The sequence below is a fragment of the Nocardiopsis changdeensis genome, from assembly GCF_018316655.1.
GTDB classification, from domain to species: domain Bacteria; phylum Actinomycetota; class Actinomycetes; order Streptosporangiales; family Streptosporangiaceae; genus Nocardiopsis; species Nocardiopsis changdeensis.
In genome coordinates this window covers 5,203,982-5,228,532 of sequence record NZ_CP074133.1, presented here as the reverse complement: position 1 = coordinate 5,228,532, position 24,551 = coordinate 5,203,982, and the positions used below count along the sequence as shown (strand labels likewise).

At 72.8% G+C, this 24,551-nt stretch carries 23 protein-coding genes and 3 tRNA genes; 14 read left to right on the top strand and 12 right to left on the bottom strand.

From position 1 onward, the window contains the following. Positions 1-22: 22 nt before the first annotated feature. The 3 genes from KGD84_RS23785 to KGD84_RS23775 all read right to left on the bottom strand — a co-directional run bounded on the left by KGD84_RS23785 (position 23) and on the right by KGD84_RS23775 (position 1,944). Positions 23-916, bottom strand: coding sequence for a transposase (locus tag KGD84_RS23785; RefSeq protein ID WP_220562599.1), 894 nt, complete (start codon positions 914-916; stop codon positions 23-25). A 191-nt stretch (positions 917-1,107) separates the two neighbouring features. Then, entirely contained in the window at positions 1,108-1,605 is a 498-nt protein-coding gene (locus KGD84_RS23780) for a hypothetical protein (RefSeq protein WP_220562598.1), read from the bottom strand. After that, positions 1,606-1,944, bottom strand: coding sequence for a hypothetical protein (locus KGD84_RS23775; protein WP_220562597.1), 339 nt, complete (start codon positions 1,942-1,944; stop codon positions 1,606-1,608). It lies immediately after the preceding gene. A 161-nt stretch (positions 1,945-2,105) separates the two neighbouring features. On the opposite strand from KGD84_RS23775, the gene KGD84_RS23770 reads away from it, so the two are divergent. Together KGD84_RS23770 and KGD84_RS23765 are read left to right on the top strand one after the other, a co-directional pair. Beyond that, positions 2,106-2,178, top strand: a tRNA-Asn gene (locus tag KGD84_RS23770). Between the two features lie 59 nt (positions 2,179-2,237). After that, a tRNA-Asn gene (locus KGD84_RS23765) sits at positions 2,238-2,313 on the top strand. Positions 2,314-2,433: 120 nt separating this feature from the next. Here the strand turns inward: KGD84_RS23765 and KGD84_RS23760 are convergent. After that, on the bottom strand, positions 2,434-3,306 hold the full coding sequence (locus tag KGD84_RS23760) for an SAM-dependent methyltransferase (protein ID WP_220562596.1): 873 nt from the start codon (positions 3,304-3,306) through the stop codon (positions 2,434-2,436). 512 nt (positions 3,307-3,818) lie between these two features. On the opposite strand from KGD84_RS23760, the gene KGD84_RS23755 reads away from it, so the two are divergent. Together KGD84_RS23755 and KGD84_RS23750 are read left to right on the top strand one after the other, a co-directional pair. Further along, entirely contained in the window at positions 3,819-4,523 is a 705-nt protein-coding gene (locus KGD84_RS23755; protein WP_220562595.1) for a RibD family protein, read from the top strand. Continuing rightward, complete coding sequence (locus KGD84_RS23750; protein WP_220562594.1) at positions 4,520-4,990, top strand: cytidine/deoxycytidylate deaminase family protein; 471 nt, start codon at positions 4,520-4,522, stop codon at positions 4,988-4,990. The genes KGD84_RS23755 and KGD84_RS23750 overlap by 4 nt, the downstream gene beginning before the upstream one ends. Positions 4,991-5,032: 42 nt before the next feature. Here KGD84_RS23750 and KGD84_RS23745 read toward each other — a convergent pair whose 3' ends face one another. Further along, positions 5,033-7,537, bottom strand: a complete 2,505-nt coding sequence (locus tag KGD84_RS23745) for a DEAD/DEAH box helicase (RefSeq protein ID WP_220562593.1) — start codon at positions 7,535-7,537, stop codon at positions 5,033-5,035. A gap of 148 nt (positions 7,538-7,685) precedes the next feature. Then, complete coding sequence (locus KGD84_RS23740; protein ID WP_220562592.1) at positions 7,686-8,675, bottom strand: malate dehydrogenase; 990 nt, start codon at positions 8,673-8,675, stop codon at positions 7,686-7,688. A gap of 259 nt (positions 8,676-8,934) precedes the next feature. On the opposite strand from KGD84_RS23740, the gene KGD84_RS23735 reads away from it, so the two are divergent. Then, positions 8,935-9,008 (top strand) — tRNA-Ile (locus KGD84_RS23735). A 168-nt stretch (positions 9,009-9,176) separates the two neighbouring features. Further along, positions 9,177-11,183 (top strand): SGNH/GDSL hydrolase family protein, encoded by a 2,007-nt coding sequence (locus KGD84_RS23730; RefSeq protein WP_370634567.1) that lies wholly within the window; start codon positions 9,177-9,179, stop codon positions 11,181-11,183. Here KGD84_RS23730 and KGD84_RS23725 read toward each other — a convergent pair. Together KGD84_RS23725 and KGD84_RS23720 are read right to left on the bottom strand one after the other, a co-directional pair. After that, a complete protein-coding gene (locus tag KGD84_RS23725; protein ID WP_220562591.1) occupies positions 11,152-11,772 on the bottom strand; it encodes a TetR/AcrR family transcriptional regulator in 621 nt (206 codons plus the stop codon). The genes KGD84_RS23730 and KGD84_RS23725 overlap by 32 nt on opposite strands. A 247-nt stretch (positions 11,773-12,019) precedes the next feature. Further along, the gene (locus tag KGD84_RS23720) at positions 12,020-12,739 is read right to left on the bottom strand and encodes a glycerophosphodiester phosphodiesterase (RefSeq protein ID WP_220562590.1); all 720 of its coding nucleotides are present in this window, start codon (positions 12,737-12,739) and stop codon (positions 12,020-12,022) included. 239 nt (positions 12,740-12,978) lie between these two features. On the opposite strand from KGD84_RS23720, the gene KGD84_RS23715 reads away from it, so the two are divergent. Next, entirely contained in the window at positions 12,979-13,752 is a 774-nt protein-coding gene (locus KGD84_RS23715; RefSeq protein WP_220562589.1) for a DeoR/GlpR family DNA-binding transcription regulator, read from the top strand. Positions 13,753-13,765: 13 nt separating this feature from the next. On the opposite strand, the gene KGD84_RS23710 is transcribed toward KGD84_RS23715, so the two are convergent. Further along, positions 13,766-14,218 (bottom strand): VOC family protein, encoded by a 453-nt coding sequence (locus KGD84_RS23710; protein ID WP_220562588.1) that lies wholly within the window; start codon positions 14,216-14,218, stop codon positions 13,766-13,768. A 65-nt stretch (positions 14,219-14,283) separates the two neighbouring features. Then, a complete protein-coding gene (locus KGD84_RS23705) occupies positions 14,284-15,573 on the bottom strand; it encodes an MFS transporter (protein WP_220562587.1) in 1,290 nt (429 codons plus the stop codon). A 187-nt stretch (positions 15,574-15,760) separates the two neighbouring features. On the opposite strand from KGD84_RS23705, the gene KGD84_RS23700 reads away from it, so the two are divergent. The 3 genes from KGD84_RS23700 to KGD84_RS23690 all read left to right on the top strand — a co-directional run bounded on the left by KGD84_RS23700 (position 15,761) and on the right by KGD84_RS23690 (position 18,881). Continuing rightward, on the top strand, positions 15,761-17,395 hold the full coding sequence (locus KGD84_RS23700; RefSeq protein ID WP_220562586.1) for a sensor histidine kinase: 1,635 nt from the start codon (positions 15,761-15,763) through the stop codon (positions 17,393-17,395). Positions 17,396-17,439: 44 nt separating this feature from the next. Next, positions 17,440-18,096 carry a response regulator gene (locus KGD84_RS23695; protein ID WP_220562585.1) on the top strand — a complete coding sequence of 219 codons (657 nt, stop codon included), beginning with the start codon at positions 17,440-17,442 and terminating at the stop codon, positions 18,094-18,096. Positions 18,097-18,212: 116 nt separating this feature from the next. Beyond that, a complete protein-coding gene (locus KGD84_RS23690) occupies positions 18,213-18,881 on the top strand; it encodes an HD domain-containing protein (protein ID WP_220562584.1) in 669 nt (222 codons plus the stop codon). Between the two features lie 71 nt (positions 18,882-18,952). Here the strand turns inward: KGD84_RS23690 and KGD84_RS23685 are convergent, their stop codons facing one another. Both KGD84_RS23685 and KGD84_RS23680 read right to left on the bottom strand, forming a co-directional pair. Further along, positions 18,953-19,219, bottom strand: a complete 267-nt coding sequence (locus KGD84_RS23685) for a DUF4031 domain-containing protein (RefSeq protein ID WP_220562583.1) — start codon at positions 19,217-19,219, stop codon at positions 18,953-18,955. Beyond that, a complete protein-coding gene (locus KGD84_RS23680; protein ID WP_220562582.1) occupies positions 19,216-19,683 on the bottom strand; it encodes an Lrp/AsnC family transcriptional regulator in 468 nt (155 codons plus the stop codon). Before KGD84_RS23680 ends, KGD84_RS23685 begins: the two co-directional genes overlap by 4 nt. Positions 19,684-19,883: 200 nt before the next feature. Here KGD84_RS23680 and KGD84_RS23675 point away from each other — a divergent pair, with 200 nt between their 5' ends. The 4 genes from KGD84_RS23675 (at position 19,884) to KGD84_RS23660 (ending at position 24,505) form a co-directional block, all read left to right on the top strand. Continuing rightward, positions 19,884-20,792, top strand: coding sequence for a tryptophan 2,3-dioxygenase (locus tag KGD84_RS23675; protein ID WP_220562581.1), 909 nt, complete (start codon positions 19,884-19,886; stop codon positions 20,790-20,792). 49 nt (positions 20,793-20,841) lie between these two features. Beyond that, positions 20,842-22,080, top strand: coding sequence for a kynureninase (gene kynU / locus KGD84_RS23670; protein ID WP_220562580.1), 1,239 nt, complete (start codon positions 20,842-20,844; stop codon positions 22,078-22,080). A 698-nt stretch (positions 22,081-22,778) separates the two neighbouring features. Further along, complete coding sequence (locus tag KGD84_RS23665) at positions 22,779-23,657, top strand: hypothetical protein (RefSeq protein ID WP_220562579.1); 879 nt, start codon at positions 22,779-22,781, stop codon at positions 23,655-23,657. A 410-nt stretch (positions 23,658-24,067) separates the two neighbouring features. Beyond that, positions 24,068-24,505 (top strand): Lrp/AsnC family transcriptional regulator, encoded by a 438-nt coding sequence (locus tag KGD84_RS23660; RefSeq protein WP_220562578.1) that lies wholly within the window; start codon positions 24,068-24,070, stop codon positions 24,503-24,505. Positions 24,506-24,551 lie beyond the last annotated feature (46 nt).

The following is a 24,551-nucleotide window of genomic DNA, read 5'->3' as shown; positions in this document are numbered from 1 at the left end:
TTGATGGGGAAATGTGTCCTGGTCAGTGGTCGTAGGCGATCAACGACCGCTTGACCGGGGCACCCACCAGCCAGTTGTGCCAGATCGCGGCGTTGAGCGCGCAGATGCGCTGGCACACCCGCGCCCACAGCCCCTCACTGGTGCGAGCCTGGTGGCGCTCCAGGCCGAGCTGGTTCTTCAACGTCCAGATGACGGCCTCGATCCTCTGACGCAACCAGCCCGGGAACCGGCCCTCGACGGATTCGCCCTTGAGCGCCGGACGCACCAGGGCAAACCCCAACCCGGCGGCCGCCGTCTCGATACCGACCCCGGCGAAGCCCTTGTCGCACACGATCACCGCCGGCCCCGGAGCGCACGGTCGGACGTGCAGCAGGTGCAGTGCCTGTTTGCGTTCGTCCAACTCCTTGGGGTGGGCCAGGGAGAACGCGCACACCGACCCCTCCGCGGTGGTGATGAGCACGAGCTTGGCACCCCAGTAGAAGGCGTGGTGGGACACGTCCCGCCCGTACCCGGCCACCTCGCCCGGGCCGGAGCGGTCCACCGTCACGCGAGAGGCCCCGCACCGCACCGGGGTGCCGTCCATCAACCGCAGGTTCTCCCACCAGGTCGGGACGGAGCGGGCCAGCCACATCGCGGCCTTGAGCAGGACCGGGGCCGCATCGCGCAGGTGGCGGTTGTACTCGGACTGGCCGGGCAGGCGGGGGAACAGGTGCCCGATCCGGGCCGGTGCCGCCCGCATCCAGTGGCGTTCGGAGTCACACCTGAGCAGGACCTGGGCCAGGGCGACACAGACGAGTTCGGCGTCGGTGAGCTTTCGGGGGCGGCCCGGGCCGCGGCGCTGGTTCGCCGAAGGGAGCACATGGTCGTCGAGATGGACGTAGAGTGCTGTCAGAAGGGCGTCAAGGTCATTGGTCACACTCTGATCCTCGACGCCCTTCGCCATGCGCGCAGCGGGTTCAGGGATTTCCCATCAACGATCTAGACGGTGTTCTGAGAACCTCCGCTGCCCTGCGGCCCGAGCGTCGCCCGCCACTGCCCCCGACGGACGTCCTGCGGCCGCAGCCCGGCCGCCTTGCCCGGCGGAGCGGGGCGTCCGATGAGCGGGTCCTAGACGCCCATCTGGTCGTGCAGGAGGTCCAGGGCGCGGGAGACCGCGTCCGGCAGGCGGGGGTCCTTCTCGTCCAGGCCCTCGCCCAGGTGGATGCGCCAGGAGGCGTCGCTGCCGCCGGGGCTGCGCCGGGCCACCAGGCGGAAGCCCGTGGTGGAGTCGGGGCGGGGGAAGGGGACGAACCGGTTCACCAGGATGGTGGCGGTGACCCGCTCGGAGACCGCCTCGGCCAGCGACCGGTAGTCCACCGCGTCGCGCAGGGCGACGGTGTGCTCGCCGCTGCCCTCCTCGACGAAGGAGAACTCCTCGCGCGACCAGCGGGCCCGGTCGATGTCCTGCCACGGCACGGTGCGGCCGTCGGGCAGGTGCAGGGCGCGGGTGGTGGCCGCCAGCACCGCGCCGCCCCCGGTGGAGACGGGAGCGTGCGCGAGCACGCGCTCGCCCCGCTCCAGCCGGGAGCGCACGGCGGCCGGGACGCCCCGGCCCAGCAGGCCCATCTAGTGCTCCGCGGAGCCGTTGTGGCCGTTGGCGCCGTTGCGCCTCGGGGGCTCCCCGTTGACGGTCTCCCACTCGATGAGGTCGATCTCCTCCTCGGTGGGCCGGGCGAGGAAGTCGCGTACCGAGGTGATCGGCATCTTGGCGACGGTCTTGTCGTACACGGTGCGGCCCGCACTGCTCACCTGGGCGCCGACCAGTCCGGCGACCTCCTGGACGACGGGGCTGTCGGCCGCCTTGCGGGCGGTGCGGACGATCTGTTCGTAACGGGCCCTGCCGGCCTTGGCGCCCAGGACGTAGCCGATGGCGAGTCCGGCGACGAAAGTGATCCGGTAGCGCATGGGTACCCTCTTCAGGCCTCGGAGACGGTCGTGGTGTTCCGTGTCTCGCACGTTACCCTGTCGTGGTGGCGCCCACACGGGCCGACACCGGTCACGAGTACTCCGGAAGGGCGCTAGTCTATTGGTGTCGCCACGGCCCGCAGGGCCCCTGGTGAACGCGATCCCGCGTAGCTCAATTGGCAGAGCAGCCGGCTGTTAACCGGCAGGTTATTGGTTCGAGTCCAATCGCGGGAGCAGGGGAAAACCGTTGGCGCCTCCCTCGGCGGGGGCGCTAGGCTGTTCCCGACACGCGATCCCGCGTAGCTCAATTGGCAGAGCAGCCGGCTGTTAACCGGCAGGTTATTGGTTCGAGTCCAATCGCGGGAGCCATGACGAAGGGCCCCTCTCGGGTGAGAGGGGCCCTTTCGCGTGTGTCGGACGGCGTGACGGCGCTGTCGTGCGGCGGCCGTCGGAGAGGTGCAGGCCGAGCCGCGGGTGCGGCCCGGCGGCTCAGACGCGGGCGGCGGCGCCGTAGAGCAGGCGGCGGTTGCGCTGGGGCATCTGGTAGCTGCCCGGGACGGGCGGGGCCACCGGCAGGGTCCGCCAGCGCTGCACCTCCAGCAGGCCGGGGCTGAGGATCTCCCAGCCGTCGAGCAGGCCGAGGATCTCCTCGCGCGTGCGCCAGTAGCCGGAGTTGAGGTGGCGGCGGAAGACGTTCTGGAGCTGCTCGGCCCGGTTGGCGTCCTTGGGGAAGACCGCCGCGTCCGGCCGGTGGTAGTGGCTGAACACCAGGTGGCTGCCGGCGGGCAGCAGCCCGCGCAGGGCGGCCATGTGCGCGCCCGGGGTGTCGACGTCGGCCACGTGCGAGAGGGCGCCCGCCATGAGCACGCCCACCGGGCGGTCCAGGTCGATGAGGTCGCGCAGGACGGGGTCGGCGAACAGGTCGGCCGGGCGGGTCGGGCCCCCCTCCACGGCGGCGGCGCGGTCCTCGCGGACCAGCGCCCGGTGGTGGGCCAGCACCATGAGGTCGTCGGTGGCGTACACGACCCGGGCCCGCGGGAGGATCTCGTGCGGGTCCCCGGGGGCGGGCAGTCCGGCGCCGAACTGCACGAACTGGTCGATGCCCGCATCCTCGTGGAGGTGGCGCGCCGCGCGCTGGAGGAACGCCCGCTCGCCCAGGACCAGGTCCTGGAAGCCCGGGGCGGCCTGCTCGGCGGCGACCGCGAGGTCGCGGTCCACCTCGAAGTGGTCCTTGCCCTTGAGGTGGAAGGAGTGCAACCGGGCCAGGCTCGGCCGGGTGAGGTCGACGGCGGGTGGGGGATTGGCGTGCTCCTGACGGGTCCCCGCCTGCCTCAGGAAATCGGGGGAGGTGAATCGCGACATCGCCGTCCTCTTGTCTGAGGTGGGGAAGTGTGGCCGACAGGAGGATTCTATTCATCGTTGGCTCGGTTGTTAACCGAGTCGGGGACACCGGTCGTAAAAAACAGCGGGACGTACGCCCTTGTCGTGGTCTCCGGGGCAGGTTGCGACCACCTTGGGGTTAGTGGCACTTATATGACCGATGTCCAATTATGCGAGGAATCGGGTTCCGTGCTCGCGGAGCGCGAGAAGCCTTGCCACGAAGCATCTTCCGGTTCCGAGTGGAGCCCGGTGGGGCTGAGGTGACGCATGTGGTACCCCCGGGGCGGGCGCCCCCGTGGACCGCCGCGGCCCCTCCGAACACGAATATCGGTCGTTGTCCCATATCCCGGCCGACGCGGAGAGAAATTCGAGAGCGCGCCCACGGCCTGCGACAATCGGTTTCGGCCGCCGAAATGGCACAAGGTCCCGAGCGCCGGCGAATACCGCGCGCCGACCGGGCGCACCCGCCGCGCGGACGCCGCTAGCCTGGGCCCATGGACCGTCCCCACACCATCCTCAGCTGCGCCGTGTCCGTCGACGGGCGCATCGACGACACCGGTCCCGAGCGGCTGCGCCTGTCCAACGAGGCCGACTTCGCCGAGATCGACGAACTGCGCGCGCAGTGCGACGCGATCCTCGTCGGCGCCGGCACCCTGCGCAACGACGACCCCCGGCTGCTGGTCCGCTCCGAGCGGCTGCGCGCCCGCCGCCGGGAGCGGGGGCTGACCGAGAACCTGCTCAAGGCCGTCGTCACCCGCACCGGGGACCTCGACCCCGGCGCGCGGCTCTTCACCACGGGGGACGCCGGAGCGGTCGTCTACACCGGCGGCGACGGGGTCGGGCGCGCCCGGGACCGGTTCGCGGGCCGCCCCGGCGGCCTGCCCCCGGTCGACGTGGTGGACGCCGGGGACCCGCCCACCGTGGAGGCGATCCAGGCCGACCTGGCGGCCCGCGGGGTGCGGCGGCTGCTGGTGGAGGGCGGCGGCCGCATCCACACCCTGTTCCTCACCTCCGGGCTGGTCGACGAGCTGAGGCTGGCCGTCGCCCCGTTCTTCGTGGGCGAGGCCGACGCCCCGTCCTTCGTTCACCCGGGGGCCTTCACGGCCACCCCGGCCGCGCCGATGCGCCTGGTGGAGGCCCGTGCGGTCGGCGACATCGCGGTCCTGCGCTACCGCCTCGACGCGGAGGGTGCCGCGTGAGCGCCGGGCCCGCGCCCGCCGCGGGCGACGCGGACGCCCACTGGCTGCGCCGCACCGTCGACCTGTCCCGGCTGTGCCCGCCCTCGGACACCGCGTTCTCCGTCGGCTGCGTGGTCGTGGCCGCCGACGGCACGGTGCTCGGCGAGGGCTACTCGCGCCGCGACGACCCCCACGACCACGCCGAGGAGGCGGCCCTGCGCGACGTCGGGCCGGACGACCCCCGCCTGGCCGGGGCCACCCTGTACTCGTCGCTGGAGCCGTGCAGCTCCCGCTCCTCACGCCCGCTGCCGTGCGCGTCGCTCATCCTCACCACCCCGGTCCCGCGGGTGGTCTTCGCCTGGCGCGAGCCGTCGGTATTCGTCGACTGCGTGGGCGCCGAGCGCCTGCGCGCCGCCGGCCGCACGGTGCTGGAGCGCCCCGACCTCGCGGACGGGGTCCGCGAGGTCAACGCCCACCTGCTCGGCTGAGCCGGCCCGCGCGGCCCGTCCGGCGCGCGCGGGCCCTGCGGATCAGAGCCGGTTCACGTCCGCGATGTGGACGACGGCGCGCCCCTCGGCGTCGGAGGACGCCAGGTCCACCTCGGCGGAGATGCCCCAGTCGTGGTCCCCGGCCGGGTCGGCGAGGATCTGCCGCACCCGCCACAGCCCGTCCTCCTCCTCGATGAGGAGCATCTTGGGGCCGCGGGCGTCGGGGCCGGTGCCGATGGAGTCGTGCTCGTCGTAGTACTCCTCCAGGGCCTCCTGCCAGGCCTGGGCGTCCCACTCGCCCGCGTCCTCCAGGGAGCCCAGCTCCTGGTAGCGGCGGCGGGCGGCCAGCTCCACCCGGCGGAACAGCTCGTTGCGGACCAGCACCCGGAAGGCGCGCGGGTTGGCGGTGACGGGGCGCACCCGCTCCTCGGGCACCTGCTCCTGCGGCACCTCCTGCTGCGGGTTGGTCAGCTGCTCCCACTCGTCCAGGAGGCTGGAGTCCACCTGCCGCACCAGCTCGCCCAGCCACGCGATGATGTCGTGCAGCTCCTCGGTCTTGGCGTCGTCGGGCACCGTCTGGTCCAGGGCCTTGTAGGCGCCCGCCAGGTACCGCAGCACCAGGCCCTCCGAGCGCGCCAGCTCGTAGTGGCCCACGTACTCCGTGAAGGTCATCGCCCGCTCGTACATGTCGCGGGCCACGCTCTTGGGCCGCAGCGGGTGGTCGCCCACCCACGGGTGGCCGCGCCGGTAGGTGTCGTAGGCGTGGGAGAGCAGCTCCTCCAGCGGCTTGGGGTAGTCGACGTCCTCCAGGAGCTCCATGCGCTCCTCGTACTCGACGCCGTCCTCCTTCATCCGCTGCACGGCCTCGCCGCGCGCCTTGTTGAGCTGGGCGCCCAGGATCTGCCGGGGGTCGTCCAGGGTGGACTCCACCACGCTCAGCACGTCCAGGGCGTAGGACGGCGACTCGCGGTCCAGCAGCTCCAGCGCCGCCAGCGCGAACGTGGACAGCGGCTGGTTGAGCGCGAAGTCGGACTGGAGGTCCACGGTGAGCCGGGCGGTGCGGCCCTGCCCGTCCGGCTCGGGCAGGGTCTCCACGATCCCGCCGTCCAGCAGCGACCGGTAGATGGCGATCGCCTCGTGGATGTGCCTGCGCTGGGCCTTGCGGTCGTCGTGGTTCTCGGTCAGCAGGTGCTTCATGGCGGTGAAGCAGTTGCCGGGGCGGGCGATGACGCTCAGCAGCATCGCGTTGCTCACCCGGAACCGGGAGGTCAGCGGCTCGGGCTCGGCCTCGATGAGCTTCTCGAACGTGGCCTTGTCCCACGACACGAAGCCCTCGGGCGCCTTCTTGCGCACCACCTTGCGCCGCTTCTTGGGGTCCTCCCCGGCCTTGGCCAGGGCCTTCTCGTTCTCGATGACGTGCTCGGGCGCCAGCGCCACCACGTTGCCGACGGTGTCGAACCCGGCGCGGCCCGCCCGCCCGGCGATCTGGTGGAACTCCCGGGCCCGCAGCCGCCGCACCCGCACCCCGTCGTACTTGCTCAGCGCGGTGAACATCACGGTGCGGATGGGCACGTTGACGCCCACCCCCAGGGTGTCGGTGCCGCAGATGACCTTGAGCAGCCCGCGCTGGGCCAGCCGCTCGACCAGCCGCCGGTACTTGGGCAGCATCCCGGCGTGGTGGACGCCGATGCCGTGGCGCACGTACCGGGACAGGTTGCGGCCGAACCGGGTGGTGAAGCGGAAGTCGCCGATCTCCGCGGCGATCTGCGCCTTCTCCTCCTTGGTGCACATGTTGATGCTGGTGAGCGACTGCGCCCGCTCGATCGCCTGCGCCTGGGTGAAGTGGACGATGTAGACGGGGGCGTCGCCGCCCTGGAGCAGCTCCTCCAGGGTCTCGTGCAGCGGGGTGACCCGGTAGTCGTAGTAGAGGGGGACGGGGCGCTCGGCGGACGTGACCACCGCGGTGGACCGCCCGGTGCGCTTCTCCAGGTCCTCCTCGAACCGGGTGACGTCGCCCAGGGTCGCCGACATCAGCAGGAACTGCGCCTGCGGCATCTCCAGCAGCGGCACCTGCCAGGCCCAGCCGCGGTCGGGCTCGGCGTAGAAGTGGAACTCGTCCATGACGACCGTGTTGATGTCGGCGTCCGCGCCCTCGGCCAGGGCGATCTGGGCGAGCACCTCGGCGGTGCAGCACACGATGGGGGCGTCGGAGTTGACGCTGGCGTCGCCGGTCATCATCCCGACGTTCTCGGTGCCGAAGATCTTGCACAGGTCGAAGAACTTCTCCGACACCAGGGCCTTGATGGGCGCGGTGTAGAACGCGCACTCGTCCCGGGCCAGCGCGGCGAACAGGGCGCCGGTCGCGACCATGCTCTTGCCGGAGCCGGTCGGGGTGTTGAGGATGACGTTCGAGCCGGAGACGACCTCGATGAGCGCCTCCTCCTGGTGCGGGTAGAGGGTGAGGCCCCGCTCCTCGGCCCAGGCGGCGAACGCCTCGTAGAGGGAGTCGGGTTCGGGTTCGGCCGGAAGCGCATCAATGAGACTCACGGTCTCTATACTGCCCGCTCCCGTCCACTGCCCGCTCCAGCGCTGGTAGGGGGCCGGACACGGCGACGGCGGGCGCGCCCCGGGGCGCGCCCGCCGTGCGGCGGTCGGGGTCTCATGGGGCCGGCCGGCCCCCGGGACCCGCCGGTCCTCAGACCAGGCCGAGCTTCTTGACGGTGTCGCGCTCCTCGACGAGCTCCTGGACGGAGGCGTCGATGCGGCCGCGGGAGAACTCGTCGATCTCCAGGCCCTGCACGATCTCCCACCGGCCACCGCGCGAGACGACGGGGAAGGAGGAGATGAGGCCCTCGGGCACGCCGTAGGAGCCGTCGGACGGGATGGCGGCGGAGGTCCAGTCGCCCTCGGGGGTGCCGTTGACCCAGTCGTAGACGTGGTCGATGGCGGCGTTGGCGGCCGAGGCGGCCGAGGAGGCGCCCCGGGCGTCGATGATCGCGGCGCCGCGCTTGGCGACGGTCGGGATGAAGTCGTCCTCGAGCCACTTCTGGTCGTTGACGGCCTCGGCGGCGTTGGCGCCGTTCACCTCGGCGCGGAACAGGTCCGGGTACTGGGTCGCGGAGTGGTTGCCCCAGATCGTGAGCTTCTTGATGTCGTTGATCGACACGTCGAGCTTCTTGGCGAGCTGGGTGAGCGCGCGGTTGTGGTCCAGGCGGGTCATCGCGGTGAAGCGCTCGGCCGGGACGTCCGGGGCGTGGCTCTGGGCGATGAGGGCGTTGGTGTTGGCGGGGTTGCCGACCACCAGGACGCGGATGTCGTCGGCGGCGCCGGCGTTGATGGCCTCGCCCTGGGGCTTGAAGATGCCGCCGTTGGCCTCCAGGAGGTCGCCGCGCTCCATGCCCGGGCCGCGGGGGCGGGCGCCCACGAGCAGGGCGATGTTGGCGCCCGCGAAGGCCTGGCGCGGGTCGTCGAAGATGTCGATCCCCTGCAGCAGCGGGAAGGCGCAGTCGTCGAGCTCCATCGCGGTGCCCTCGGCGGCCTTGACGGCCTGGGGGATCTCCAGCAGACGCAGCTTCACCGGGGTGTCGGCGCCGAGCAGCTGGCCGGAGGCGATCCGGAACAGCAGGGCGTAGCCGATCTGACCGGCGGCGCCGGTGACGGTGACGTTGACGGGTGCTTTGGACATGGCGTGAACTCTCCTGACGACGATGTGCGACCCGCGATGTTACCAACGGGTACGAAGCGGCGCCGGTACCGGGCGCCGGGGTCGCCGGGCGCGCGCCGCACCACACCACACTAGACCGCACCGCGCCGCACACCGCGACCCAGGTGCGCCCAACGCGCCCCGGCGGCGGCCCGGGGCCCGCCATCCCTTGCGCGGCAGCGCATTCACGACTCGGAAACGTCGGACACACCCTGTTAGGATGACGTGCGTCGACGACGGCGGGCCGGTAGCTCAGCTGGTTAGAGCAGGGGACTCATAATCCCTGGGTCGCGGGTTCGAGTCCTGCCCGGCCTACCCCGTTCCGCCCGCGGGAGCGCGTGCGGGCCCTTCCCGCCCCTGAACCCGGCGGCGGCCCCCCTCTCCGTCCCGGTGGTGGCCCACGTCTCACCAACCATCCCGAACCCGGCGCCGTCGGACGGATCGTTAGCAGGGGTGTGTCCGGCGGACCGTGAGGGGTGTGGTGTGGACGAGCGGCGACGAGGGCGCGGAGCGCACCGCGGGTCCCGGCAGAGCGGGCCCGGCCCCTGGAACAGGGGCCTGCTGCGCGCGTCCGCCGCCGTCCTGGTGGGCGCCGCCCTAGTGACCGTCCTGCACGCCACCGTCTCCCGGGACGTGGACGCCCGGCCCACCGAGCCCGCCCCGCAGGCGCCGGCCGCGCCCCCGGGCCGCCCGTTCAGCAGCCTCCTCGACCGTGTCGGCGTCTCCCGGGACGGCTCGACGGCCGACGTCGACCTCGACGGCGCGGGCAACAGCCTCTCCGCCCAGGCCCTGGCCCTGGCCGGATGGACGCCCGGGCGTGAGATCACCCTGCTGGGCACCACCCTGGAGGTCCCCGACTACGCGCCCGGGCGCCCGGACCACCTGGTCGCCGACGGTCAGGAGGTACGCCTGCACGGCCGCCACGAGTCGCTGACGTTCCTGGTCACGGCCACCGGCGCGGGCGGCGCCCCCGTCGGCGGCAGCGGCCGGATCGTCTACACCGACGGCACCGAGCAGCCCTTCGCCCTCACCTCCCCGGACTGGGTCAGCGGCCCGGCCGGCGACGCCGCCCTGGTCCTGCCCTACGCCAACACCGACGACGCCGACACGGACGCCGACGACACCGGTGTCACGGACGGCGCGGACACGGTGCTGGGCTCGGTGCGCCTGTACGCGCGCTCGGTGCCCGCCGACCCCGGGCGGGAGGTCTCCCACCTGGTGCTGCCCGAGACCGACCCCGGGGACCTGCACGTCTTCTCCATCGGGACCCGCGCGGCCGACCACGGCTGGACCGGGACCTGGGCCCGGGCCACCTCGGCCTACATGGAGGTGGGGCCCTGGCAGGACCAGACGGTCCGCCTGGCCGTGCGCAGCACCACGGGCGGCCACCGGGTCCGGATCCGCCTGGACAACACGTTCGCCGCCGAGCCGGTCACCATCGGCGCCGCCTCGGTGGCCCTGCGCGGGACCGGCGCCGCCACGCACGGCTCGGCCGTCCCGCTCACCTTCGGCGGCCGCTCCGACGTCTCCATCCCGGCCGGGGGACAGGTCTACAGCGACCCCGTCGACCTGCTGCTGCCGCCGCAGACCGACGCCCTGGTCAGCCTCTACCTGCCCGACCCCGTGTACGCCGCGCCGCTGCACTACGCGGCGGGGGACACGAGCTACCTCGGAGAGCCGGGCGGCGGCGACCACACCCTGGACACCACCGGCGCCCCGTTCACCGGCCGCCTTTACCAGTGGCCCTTCCTCACCGGTATCGAGGTCATGGACGCGCCCGGGGCGATCGTCGCGTTCGGCGACTCCATCACCGACGGCGCCCGCTCCACCCGGGACGCGCACAGGCGCTGGCCGGACGTGCTCAGCGCACGCCTGCACGCCCGCGCCGACCTGCCCCACCCGGGCGTCCTCAACCTGGGCATCACGGGCAACCACGTGGTGAGCGACGCCTACCCGGGCGAGGGGGTCTCGGTGAACGCCTCCGGGGTCTCCGGGCTCCACCGCGCGCCCCGCGACGTGTTCGGCCAGCACGGGGCGCAGGCGCTGGTCCTCTTCGCCGGGATCAACGACCTGCGCTGGGGCACCCCGCCCGAGCAGGTCATCGCGGGGCTGGAGGACCTGGCGGCCTCGGCCCGCGAGCGCGGGATGCGGGTGTTCGTGGCGACCCTGGGCCCGTGCGCGGGCGAGGCGCGCTGCACCGCGCAGGTGGAGGCCGCCCGCCAGACGGTCAACGCGCACCTGCGGTCGCGGGCGCAGGACCCCTCGTCGCCGTTCGACGGGGTGTGGGACTTCGACGCGGTGCTGCGCGACCCGCAGGACCCGACCCGGCTGCTGCCCGCCTACGACTCGGGCGACCACATCCACCCCGGGGACGCGGGCCTGCGCGCCCTGGCGGAGTCGATCGACCTCGACGCGCTGATGGGCCGCCCCCGCGCCGACGGCGGCTCCCCCGACGAGGTCAGCGCGGACAGCCCAGGTGGTGGTGGATGACCAGGTCCACGTAGACGGCCCCCAGGTCGGCCAGGCTGAGCCCGCCCTCGGGGCGGTACCAGTGCAGCAGGGAGTCGAAGGTGTCCAGCACCTCGTCGGCGGCCCGGCCCGGGTCGTCCACGTGGAAGGCGCCGGCCAGGACGCCGTCGACGATGATCCGGCGGATGTGCTCGCGGTAGGTGCGGTGGAGGGCGCCGATCTCCCGGTGGCGCTCCTGGTGGATGGCGCGCAGGGTCGGCAGGATCTCGTGGGCGAGCGCGGTGGCGGTCCGGTGCCGCCAGCCTGTCTCCACGTGCCGGACCACCAGCGCGGACATGCGCTCGACGGCGCCCGCGGCGGGGTCGTCGGCGGCCAGCTGGCGCTCCACCCGGTCCCGGGCCGCGCGCAGGACCACCGCGTAGGCCAGGTCGAAGCGGGTGGGGAAGACACGACGCAGCGAGGCGGGGTCCGTCCCGGTCTCCGCCGAGATGCGGCGGGTCAGGTCGGACATGGGCAGGCCTCGGGAGCCGTGCTCGGCGAACAGCCTGGCGGCACAGTCCAGGACGGGGGCCGTCGCGCGGAGCGCGTGAGGGGAGATGTCGGCCGTCATGTGTCGGTGTCTCATCGCTCGGGGGCGCACCGTCGAGGGGACGGCGGCGCGCGTCAGGGTTCCTTGCGTGAATCGCTTTCGAGGATATCCGCGATCGCACGGCGAAACGGGCGGAACCGCAGAACTCGGTGATTAATGGCGAAGTTCGGTGACACATGTGAACCATGCGAGAAATGTCGCGTGAAATGCCCTCCGTGGCGCCTCCTCCCCAGGGGCGCCACGGTGCGCACGAGGCCGCGGAAGCGGCTCAGAGCTGCCCCGTCGTCTGCACTCCCCCCTGGACGCGGCCGGTCGTGAGGGGGACGAGGTCGTCCACCCGTTCGGTGGCGATGGCGTCCACTCCCATTCCGACCAAACGCGCCATCTCCGTGAAATCGTTCACCGTCCACGCGGCGACCGAATATCCGAATCGGTGCATTTCCCCGATCGAGTCCCGCGTGATCAGGGTGTGGTGCGTCCCCAGGTACGTCGGCCGCAGGCCGCGCAGGGCCGACTCCGACGGCGGGGTCGGCTGGTCCCAGGCGATCATGAGGCGGGCGTCGGGGTTCTGGGCGCGCAGGGCGGCCAGGGTCTCGGTGGAGCCGGTGTGCAGGACCCGGGCGGTGACCCGGTCGCGCAGCAGGGTGTCCGCGGCCAGGGCGGCCTCCGGGGTGGCGGAGTCCACCAGCAGGGGCGGCCCCTCGTCACCCGTGAACTCCGCGGTGACCTCCATCAGTGTCGGGATGCGCCGGTCCACGTCGTCGCGGGCTCCGGCGAGTTCGGCGAGGGTCAGTTCGGCCACCGGCCGCGGCGGGGACCCCGGGGTCGCCACGGTGCGTTCGTCGACCAGGACGGGGTACCCGTCGGAGGTCAGGTGGACGTCGATCTTGACCAGGTCGGCCCCGGCGCGCCAGGCTGAGCGCAGGGCCGGGAGCGTGTTCCCGGGGAAACGTGCGGTGTCTCCGCGCAGTGCGATGGACAACGTCATGCTGTCAAGGGTGGCAAAAACCACCGGCGCACGTGGGGCAAACAGGAAAAACGCCGAAACCGGTTGCGGCGGGCGGCCGCCGGGGCGCGAACGGCGGTGTGTCCGGGGGGTTCCCGCGCGATTGCGAGCGGACTCACGTCGTGGGACAGCCGTCCCCGGTGCCGCGAACTGGGAAACTTTGTTACACGGCGTCGTGACCGCACGGCGCAGCGGCCAGGCCCCCGAGTGTGAGGCGAACGATGATTCCGGACCAGCGACGAGAGCACATCCTCAAGCTCCTCCAGGAGCGGCATGTGCTGAGTATCAACGAGCTCACCTCGATGCTGTCCGTGTCCCACATGACCGTCCGTCGCGACATCCAGGCACTGGAGAACGACGGCAAGGTCCTGTCGGTCACCGGAGGGGTGCGGCTCGCCGCGCGGCTCAAGAGCGAGCCGTCCTACCTGGCCAAGGCCCAGCTGGAGGTGCCCGCCAAGCGGGCCATCGCGCGGGCCGCGGCCGACCTGGTGCGCGAGAACTTCACCATCTACCTCGACGCGGGCACGACCACGCTCCAGATGGTCCCGATGCTCACCGACAAGGTCGGGCTCACCGTCATCACCAGCGACTTCAACGTCGTGGGCCACCTGATGGAGTACCCGGGCATCGAGCTCATCCACACCGGCGGCGTGGTGTCCCACTCCGACCACTCGTCGGTGGGCCGCTTCACCGCCGAGTTCCTCAAGCAGGTCAACGTGGACCTGGCGTTCATCGCCAGCAGCTCCTGGGACGCCGAGCGCGGGTCGACCACCCCGTCCGAGGCCAAGGTGGTGGCCAAGCAGCAGCTGCTGCGCATCGCCTCCAAGAGCGTGCTCACCGTGGACAGCACCAAGTACGGGAAGTTCGGCACCTTCCGGGTGGCGAGCCTGGAGCAGTTCGACCTCATCATCACCGACGACCGGCTCCCGCGCTCGGCCGTCGACGAACTCGCCGAGCGCGACGTGCGCCTGAAGCTGGTGGAGTGCGAGCGCTGAGGGACGGGCCCTGTCAGCCCGCGTCCTCCTCCAGGTCGGCGCGGGTGAACAGGGCCAGCTCCGTGCCGTCGGGGTCGTAGAAGAGCAGCGTGGAGCCCTCCTCGCCGTGCACGATCGGCAGGTGGTCCACGTCCTTGTCGGCGAACCGCTCCTCCCACGCCTCCAGCTCGCCGAGGTTGGCGACGCCGAGGGTGAGCCGGTCCAGGCCGCAGTGCCTGCGGTCGAACCGGTTCTTGAAGTTGTTCCGGTGCTGGATCAGTGCCAGGAGCAGCCCCGAGGCGGGGTGCAGGCACTCGGTCCGCAGGGTGCCGTCGTGGTCGCGGCGGCACTTGACCTTGAAGCCGAGCACGTCGCGGTAGAAGTCCACGCTTTCGTCGCGGTCGCGCACCGAGAGGGTGATGCGGGCCAGTCCGGTGAGCTGTGGCACGTCGTCCTCTTTCGAACGGCGGGAGTCGAGGATGGTCATGAGTCCGAGCACAAGGTCCGAGCCTAAGGGTCGTCAGGATCTGCAGGTCGTCTTTTAACGCTCGTTTAACGCCTGATGTTCCCGGTATCACTCCCGTGGGGCGGTATGTCCGCGGCGCCCCCGGATCCGGGGGCCTCCCCGGCCTCGGGGGAGCGCCCGTACCAGCGGGTCCGCATGACCGCCACGGTCACCAGCAGGGAGACCAGCCCGCCCAGCGTGGCCAGGGCGAACGCCCCCTGGTAGCCGTGCGCGTCGGCCAGCGTCCCGGCCACCGCCGAGCCCAGCGCCTGGCCCAGGATGAGGCTGCTCAGCACGATCGCCATCGACTGCGACAGGCGGCTGGCCGGGGCGGCCCTCTCCACCAGCGCGAACAGGGTCACCAGGTGCGGGCCGATCGCGGCGCCCAGGACGAACACGGCCAGGGCCAGGGTGGCCGCCCCGTGCGGCAGGTACAGCGGCAGGGAGAGCAGGAACAGCGCCCCGGCCGCGACCCGCGCGCGGGAGGTGAGGGTGAAGCCCGCCGGCAGGGAGGCCATCAGCAGGCCCGCCACGGCGCTGCTGGCGCCCATCACCGCGTACATCAGCCCTGACAGGTCGCCGTACCCCGACTCGGCGGCGAACGCGGTGACCCCCGTGGACATGCCGCCGAAGAACAGGCCCTGGCAGAACATGGGCACGGTCAGCACCAGCAGGGCGGGCACGGCGATCCGGCCGCCCCGGCCGCGGACCGGCGCGGACCCGGGCGGCGCCGTGGGGTGCAGCGCGAACACCGTTCCGAACACGCCGATGAGCACGGCGGCGCCCAGCACGCTGGCGGTGGGCGAGACCAGCACGGTCAGGACCCCGACCAGGGCCGGGCCCAGGACGAAGGCGGCCTCGTCGAGCACGCCCTCCACCGACATGGCGGCGGCCAGCGAGCGCTCCCGCTCCACGCCCCGGTCGCCGCGCCGGCGGATGAGCACCACCCACCGGGTCCGCGCCATGGGGGCGACCTGGGGCAGGCACAGGCCGGCCAGGGCGGCGAGCCCGGCCAGGACGGGCAGGCCGTACCCCGCCAGGACGGCGGCCACGAGCAGCGCGATGAGGACGGCGTCGACCAGCGACATCACCAGCAGGGGGCGGCGCTGGCCGTGGCGGTCGGCGAACCGGGCGATGACGGGCCCGCCGACGGTCTCGCCCAGGGCGAAGGCCCCGGTCACCGCCCCGCCCGCGGCCACGCTGCCGGTCGCCCCGGTGACGAGGGTGAGCAGGCCGATGAGGGACATCGAGATCGGCAGGCGGGCCATGAAGCTCGCCGTGAGGAGTGGCCATCCGGCCAGGTGGTGCATCCGGCGCAGCGTCTCCAGCGGCGACATGCGTCCGCCCCTTTCGTGGTTCCCGTCCCGCGCGCTCGTCCTGGGCGCTTTCCGGGTACCAGCACGACGCGACGAGGGGGACCACGGAAGGGGACCGCAATTCATCCCATGATAGGCAACGCCGGTCGTACCGGAACTGACTTTCGTGGGTACCGGGGGCGGCGTGCCGGTCGGTAGCTTCGGTGGCATGGAAGAACCCGCCCCGACCCGAGCGACCCGTGCCCGCCGCGCCCTGCGGCGCGCGGTGCGGCCGCTGCCGGGGCCGCCCACCCGGGCCGCCGCGCTGGGCGATGCGGCCCTGGGGGCGGTCGCGGCCCTGCTGTTCGCGGGCGAGGCGGTGGTGGTCTTCGCAGTGGGCGCGACCGGTGCGGGCGAGGCCGCCGCCCGGGGCGCGACCGGAGTGGCGGTGGCGGCGGCCGCCGCCCTGCTCGCCCGCCGCCACCCCCCGGCCGCCCTGGTCGTGTCCGCGGCCGCCTCGTTCTGGTTCTTCTGCGGCGGGCTGCTGCTGGCCTGTGTCTCCTACCTCGCGGGCCGCCGCTCGCCCGACACGCGCCCCGCCCTGGCCCTGGCCGCCGCGGCCCTGGTGCTGGGGACCCTGCCGCTGCTGTGGGGCGCCTACCCGCTGAGCACGTGGGCGGTGGCGGTCGTCACCCTGCTGGTCAACACCGGACCCGCCTGGCTGCTCGGGGCCCACCGCCGCCAGCACACCGAGCTGGCCGCCGCGGGGTGGGAGCACGCCCGCCAGCTCCGCCGCGAGCACCGGCTCGTCGCCGAGCAGGCCCGCAGCCGGGAGCGCTCGCGGATCGCCCAGGACATGCACGACTCCCTGGGGCACGAGCTCAGCCTGATCGCCCTGCGCGCCGGGGCCCTGGAGGTCGACCCCGGGCTGGGGGAGCGCCACCGCGAGGCCGTCGCCGAACTGCGCGCCACCGCGGTCACCGCCACCGAGCACCTGCGGGAGATCATCGGGGTGCTGCGCACCGAGGCCGAGCCCGACCCCGTCACCCCGACCGGGGAGGGGGTCGCCGACCTCGTCGAGCGGGCCCGCGACTCCGGCATGCGGATCGCCCTGGTCCGCGACATCGACACCGCGGCCCTGGCGCCGATGGTGGGCCGGGCGGTGCACCGGGTCGTCCAGGAGTCCCTGACCAACGCCACCCGGCACGCCCCGGGAGCGGAGGTGGCGGTCTCCATCGCCGGCGACGGGGAGCGCCTGGAGGTGCGGGTGGTCAACCCCGTCCCCGAGGAGGCGGCGGCGGGGCGGCACGGGGTCGGCGGCGGGCGCGGCCTCATCGGGCTGCGCGAACGCGTCCGGCTGGCCGGCGGGGCCTTCGCCGCGGGCCCCACCGGGGACGGGGCCTGGGAGGTGTGCGCGGTCATCCCCCGGCGGGGCGGGGCCGCGCCGCCCGGCGAGGCGGCCGAGGAGGACGAGGACACCGCCATCGACCGGCTCCAGCGGGCCGCGCGGCGCCGCATCCGCGGCTGGTCGATGGCCCTGGTGGCGGTGCCCCTGGCGGCCGTCGCGGGGCTGGCGGCGCTGGTCTTCTGGGTGATGGCCGCGAGCATGGAGGAGACCACCCTCACACCGGAGGAGTTCGGGGCACTGCGCCCGGGGACACCGCAGAGCGAGGTCGAGGAGGCGCTGCCGCCCTTCTCGGTGCCGTTCGACGCCCGGGAGCTGGCCGAGGGCGCGGTGCCCGAGGGGGCCGTGTGCAGCTACTACCGCAGCAGCGCCGACCTGTTCGACGAGGACCAGGTGTTCTACCAGCTGTGCTTCACCGACGGCCGGCTGTCCGCCAAGGGCGAGGCACCGATACGGTGAGCGCGCCCGCCGGGCCCGCGACGACGACCATGAGGAGAGCACACGTGATCAGGGTGCTGATCGCCGACGACGAGGCGATGATCCGCGCGGGGGTGCGGGCCATCGTGCAGAGCGACCCGGATATCGAGGTGGTGGCCGAGGCCGCCGACGGCCGGGAGGCGGTGGACCTGGCGGTCTCCCACCGCCCGGACGTGGCCCTGGTCGACATCCGCATGCCCCGCCTGGACGGGCTCGCCGCGGCGGCCGAGATGCGCCGGCTGGCCCCGTCCACCGCGGTGGTCGTCCTCACCACCTTCGGAGAGGACGCCTACATCTCCCGCGCCCTGGGCGACGGGGCCTCGGGGTTCCTGCTCAAGGCGGGCGACCCGCGCGAGCTGATCACCGGCGTGCACGCGGTCGCCGACGGCGGCGCCTACCTGTCCCCGCAGGTGGCCCGGCAGGTGATCGACCGCTTCGGCGGCGGTCGCCCGGCCCGCGAGGCCGCGGCCAGGACCCGCGTCGAGCAGCTGACCCAGCGGGAGCGGGAGGTCCTGGCCCTGGTGGGCGCGGGCCTGTCCAACGCCGACATCGCCGACCGCCTGTTCCTGGTGGAGGGCACCGTCAAGAGCTACGTCAGCGCGATCCTCAACCGGCTGGGGCTGCGCAACCGCGTGCAGGCGGCGATCCTCGCCTACGAGGCGGGGCTCACCGCCGACGGCTGAGGCGCGTCGGCCGGGAACGGGGTACGGGACTCGAACCGCGGTACCCGGGTAGGGGAGACTGTGGCGGACGCGACGGGAGACGGAGGCCGCGGCGGCGGCCGAGGAGGAGGGCACGGATGCTCAACGAGGAGGAGGGGATCCTGCTCGAAGCCTCCTGGGAACGGCTGGCCGGGGACTCCCCGCAGGCCCGGGCCGTGGGGCGCGAGCTCCTGACGCGCTGGAGCGAGCCCCACCGGCGCTACCACACCCTCACCCACCTGTGGGCGACGCTGCGGGCCGTGGACATCCTGGCCGAAGAGGCGGTCTCGCCCGACCTGGTCCGCTACGCGGTCTGGTTCCACGACGCCGTGTACGAGACCGAGCCCGGACTGGACGAGGACCGCAGCGCCGGGCTGGCCCGCGAGCTGCTCCCCATGCTGGGCCTGGCCCCCGAGCGGGTCGGTGAGGTGGCCCGGCTGGTCCTGATGACCAGGGAGCACGCCCCCGGGCCGGACGACTCCGACGGGCAGGTGCTCTCCGACGCCGACCTGTCCGTCCTGGCCGGGGCCCCGGACGAGTACCTGGCCTACACGGCGGCGGTCCGCGCCGAGTACCGCCGGGTGCCCGAGGAGGCGTTCCGGGAGGGCCGCTCCCGGGTGCTGCGCGGCATGCTGGACGCCCCGCAGATATTCCACACCGAGTTCGGCCGCATCCACTGGGAGGCCAGGGCCCGGTCCAACATGCTCGCCGAACTGGACCGGCTGGCCGCCGAGGCGGCGTCCCCGGACGGCCCGCGGAGCGCGTGAGGCGCCCGTCGAGGACCTTCCGCCACTCGACGGGCGGGCCGGAGCGGAGCGGGGGTCCACAAGGGCGCGGCCTAGGCCCGGAGCCTGGGGCGGCGCAGGCCGGCGGCCCGCAGCCGGGTCACCAGCTCCTTCCCGGTCACGTGCTCGGCGCCCAGGGCCAGGGCCCGGGCGTGCAGGTGCTCGGGGATGTCGTAGTGGTCGCGGTCGAAGGCCCGCTCGGGCACGCCCAGCTCACGGGCGAAGTCGTGCAGTTCGGCGTAGGAGCTGTCGCTCACCAGGTGCGCGAACAGCCAGCCGCGGGGGCCGGGCCAGACGGGGGTGTCGATGAGCACGCTCATGGGGTCCTCGGGGCTGAGACCGGGCGCCAGGGCACCGGGCTGGACAGGATCATCGTGCTGGAGGGGCGGCCGTGCGCGGCGAGGCCGTCGATGACCTCCTCGAAGTGCTCCATGGTGCGCACCGCGATGAGCAGGACGCAGCAGTCGTCGCCGGTGACCCGGTGGGCCTGGAGGATCTCGGGCCGTTCCAGCGACCCCGGCTCGCGCAGCAGGCAGTGCGCGCCGAAGCACTGCATGCGTACCAGAGCGGTCACCGGCAGGCCGGCGGCGGCCGGGTCCACGTGCGCATGGTAGCCGGTGATCACCCCGCGGTCGGTGAGGCGCCGCACCCGGTCGGCCACGGCGGGGGCCGAGAGGTTGACGCGGCGGGACAGCTCGTTGAAGGACAGGCGGCCGTCCCGCTGGAGCTCGGCGAGGATCCGCTGGTCGACGCCGTCCAGCGCCGTGGGCGCTCGTGAGGCCATGCTTTGCAATCCAAAAGTAGATTTTCCGGACATGTTATGGATACCAGGTTGATGTCCTGCTTTGGAGTGCAACGTCCATTCCTTTCCCCCCTCTTCTGCTCGATCATGTGTGCTGACGTACACAGCGCCGTGACGGGGGTTCCACGGGCGGCGCCGTGTGCACCCAGCACGTTCCGCGCAGTACACGAGGGGTCCTCCCGATGCTCACCACGACGTCCGCACAGCAGTGCCCGTACATCCCCGCCGATGTCGAGGGCACCGATGCCGAGGCCCGGGCCCGGCGGGCGCAGGAGAACGCGGGGCAGCCCACCCTGTCCTTCGACCGCAACACCCCCTACGTCGCCTACGCCGGGATCGACACGCTGCTGCGCCTGCAGAACCCGCGCACCGACGAGCCCGCCGAGACGGCGTTCATCATCGGCACCCAGATCATGGAGCTGCTGTTCGTCCTGGTCCAGGAGCGCTGGGAGCGGGCCCGCGACGCCCTGGAGAACGACGACGTCCCCGGCGCGCTGGCCTGGCTGCGCCGCGCCACCGCCGCCCAGGACGTCCTCAACGACTCCTGGAAGCTGCTCGGGGACATGAGCCCCACCGAGTTCAACCGGTTCCGCGACTCCTTCGGCGAGGCGTCGGGCTTCCAGTCCTTCGGCTACCGCAAGCTGGAGTTCGTGCTCGGCAACAAGTCCGCCCCCATGATCCGCCCGCACAAGGGCATGGCCGGCGTCGCCGCCGACCTGCGCGACCTGCTGGAGCGGCCGAGCCTGTACGACGCCGCGCTGCGCCTCCTGCGCCGGCGCGGCCTGCCGGTGCCCGCCGGGGCCGCCGAGCGCGACTGGACGCAGGAGTACGCGCCCGACGCGCGCGTGGAGGAGGCGTGGGCGCGCGTCTACGCCGACGACAACCCCGGCAACGACCTCTACCTGCTGGCCGAGGCCCTGATGGACGTCGCCGAGCGGGTGACGCGGTGGCGCCACCTGCACCTCATGGCGGTCAAGCGCACCATGGGCGGCAAGCCCGGCAGCGGCGGCTCCAACGGCCTCACCTGGCTGGCCCGCAACGTCGAGAAGGACGTCTTCCCCGAGCTGTGGTCCCTGCGCAGCACCATCTGAGCCCGGCCCCGTGACACCGAACCACCATGAGCAGGAAGCAGGACGCCCGATGACGCCCACCACCCGGCAGGAGTGCGCCGCGCTCGACGCCGCCGACCCGCTGGCCCCGCTGCGCGACGAGTTCGTGCTCCCCGCCGGGGTGATCTACCTGGACGGCAACTCGCTGGGCGCGCTGCCGCGCAGCACCCCGGGCCGGGTCGCCGACATGATCGAGCGGGAGTGGGGGCAGGACCTCATCCGCAGCTGGAACGACGCCGGCTGGTGGGACAAGCCCCGCACCCTGGGCGCCAAGGTCGCCCCGCTGGTCGGCGCGGACCCCGACGAGGTGATCGTCGGCGACGGCACCTCGGCCAACCTGTTCAAGTGCGTCATCGCCGCGCTGCGCATGTCGGACCGCTCCGTCGTCCTGGGCGAGGCGGGCAACTTCCCCACGGACCTGTACGTCGCCGAGGGCGCCGTCTCCCTGGCCGGGGCGGTCCAGCGCCGGGTGGACCCCGACGGCCCGGACCTGGAGCGCGAACTGGCCGCCGGGGACGTGGCGGTGCTGCTGCTCAGCCACGTGGACTACCGCACCGGCACCCTGCGCGACATGCCCGGCATCACCCGGCTGGCCCACGAGCACGGCGCCCTGGTGATCTGGGACCTGTGCCACAGCGTCGGGGCGGTGCCGGTGGAGCTGTCCGCCTCCGGGGCCGACTTCGCGGTCGGCTGCACCTACAAGTACCTCAACGCCGGCCCGGGCGCCCCCGCGTTCCTGTACGCCGCCCGCCGCCACCACGCCGCGGCCGACCAGCCGCTCAGCGGCTGGCACGGGCACGCCCGCCCCTTCGACTTCACCGGCGACTACGAGCCCGCCCCGGGGGTGTCGCGCTTCCTCAGCGGCTCGCAGCCCCTGGTGGCCGACGCCGCCCTGGAGGCGAGCCTGGACGTGTGGGCCCGGGCCGACCTCGCCCTGGTGCGCGCCAAGAGCCTGGCGATGACGGACCTGTTCCTGGCCCGGGCGGCGGAGGCCGGCATCTCCTCGGTCACCCCGGCCGAGCACGCCCGGCGCGGCAGCCAGGTCGCCCTGGTGGAGCCGGAGGAGGGCGCCGGGTACCCGATCGTGCAGGCGCTGATCGCCCGCGGTGTGATCGGCGACTTCCGGGCGCCGGACGTGATGCGGTTCGGCTTCACCCCGCTGTACCTGCGGTACACGGACGTGTGGGACGCGACCGAGGCCCTGCACGAGGTGGTCCGCACGGGGGAGTGGCGTGAGGAGCGCTTTGCCCGGCGCGGGCAGGTGACCTGAGTCCGGAGACGGCCCCGGGGGTTGCGGCCCCCGGGGTTCTTTGCGTCGGGAGGGGAACACCCGCCCTCCCGGTGACCCTGCCGGAGAGGGCGGATTGCCCTGGCTTGACGATGCGCGCCCGTGTGCGCGCCCGCGCCGCCCGGGCCGGGACCGCCGTGACCTACCGGCGCGTACACCGGTCCCCGTAAGGGGTCCGGCGGCCTTCGCGGCGTGTCGGAGGGAATCCGTGACGAGGGCCACGGACAGGGCCCGCCCGCCGTCCCCGGGCGGGCCCGAACCCCTGCCACGACGGGGGTTCCGCTGTTCCCGGAGGCCTCGGGGAAACGACCCGGACCGTGCCCGGGTGAACACGGATCGTCATTTTACCCGGAATCCTTGCGCACTTTGCTTAAACCTGGGTTAGTGTCCTCGTGATCGCTTCGTTATGAGTCTTCTACGAAGTGGTGCCGAGCCCTTGACCGGCCTGTGAGCCGCAGGGGAATCGAGACCCTTTCCGGGAATCCGGGCCGCCCGCTCCATGAGCCGGCCCCGCGGACCGCCGAAGTCCATCGGCGCTTTCCGATTCCCACCCGCCGATTTCCACGGCGGGAGAGCCCTGTCATGTCGCCCTTTCCGAGGCGTGCCCGAGCATGCCCGGTGAACTGCTGCGACGTGCCCGAAGGTCTTCTCGGCCCTGTTGTCTACCTGGCAGATACTCAATGAGCAACGAAACTCCCATCCAGTACGGCAAAGTCACCGCGACCTACTTCTGGGACGACGGTTCCGGCATCAACGGTGACACGGGCGCGCCCGCAGGCGGCGAGCCCATGCAGAAGGGCCTTTTCTCCAGCCCGAGCTGGCCGCTGGGTACCGAGGGCTACGTCGTTTACGAGGGCAAGAAGGCCGAATTCTTCATCGGTGACCGCGGTCCCGGCGTCCCCTCCAACGACTGCGACGTCCTGCTGGACATGGACGGCAAGACCTTCGCCGAACTGACCGGCGAGACCTGGGACGACACGAACTACACCGTCAGCGGCGGCAACGGCCACCTCTACGGCGTCGAGTACTACATCACCGAGTGGGGCGACGGCAACGGCACCGAGGGTGCCCCGCACCCCTTCCAGCAGCCCGACAACAAGTGCGAGGACGCCGTCTCGCCGATCCCCGAGGAAGTCCTCAACGAGGAGTCCGAGGAGGAGAAGAAGGAAGAGGCGGAGAAGAAGGAGCAGGAGAAGGCCGAGAAGGCCGAGGCCGAGAAGAAGGAGGAGGCGGAGAAGAAGGAGGCCGAGGAGCAGGCCGCGGCCGCGGACTCCGACGACTCCGAGGGCTCCGACGACTCCGGCGTGAGCGCCCAGACGGCCGCCAACGACCTCTCCGGCGTCCAGCTCACCGGTGCCGGCGACGGCGTCCTGGGCGGGACCGGCCTGCTGGCCCTGGCCATCATCCCGGCCATCCTCATCGCCCTGTTCTTCGCCTGGAACCGGCGTCCCGCCGGCGCCCACGCCGGTGCCGAGGACGAGGGCCGCGGCCTGACCGCCCAGAGCAGCGGCCGCCACAGCCTGGGCTCCCTGTTCGACCGCCTGCGAGGCCGCGGGTAGGGGACATCCCCGCCCGGCCTGCCGGGTCCCCGTGATCGCGGGGAGCCCGAGACGCCAGGTGTCCTCACGGACAAAGGACTCTCCGGGGCACGCGACCCGGCGGGCCGACGAAGGGCCGTGGTCTCGACGACCACGGCCCTTCGGCATGTCCGGGGGCGGCGCCGGTCGCCGTCGACCGGCCCGCCCGCCGACCCTGTCACTCCCGGGACCGCGGGTTCCGGCGGCGCCATTGCCGTCGGCGGTCTCCGGAGGCGTTCCCGGATCGGTGTACTCCGTGTCTTGAATATGAGGCGAATCACCCCATATTGTCGATGCCCCCACGCCGATACTGGACGAACTGCTCAGTAGCGCCGCCGCGCGATCCCCCGGGTCTCATGGGAGCGCGGCCTGAGCGGTATGAGGTAAGACACATGGCCGTGCCGTTGGACGACACCGACCGCCGCATCATCTCCCTGCTCCGCGACGACGGCCGCATGTCCATCCGGGCCGTGGCCGAACAGGCCCACATCTCCCGGGCCAACGCCTACTCCCGCCTGGAGCGCCTGCGCGACGAAGGGGTCATCCGCGGGTTCACCGCCGTCATCGACCCCGAGAAGTACGGCATCGGCCTGTCGGCCTACGTCTCGGTGCGCATCGAGCAGCACTCCTGGGAGAGGTTCCGCGAGTACCTGCGCGACATCCCCGAGGTCGACCACGCCGCCCTCGTCTCCGGCGACGTCGACCTGCTGCTGCTGGTCCGGGTCGCCGACGCCGGCGCCCTGCGCACCTTCGTCCTGGAGCGCCTGCAGCGCATCCCCGAGGTCAAGAGCACCCAGACCATGTTCATCCTGGACGAGCCGCCCCTGTGAGGGGAGGGGCCATTGGCCCCGCGAGTGGCCCTTTCCCGCCGGGTCC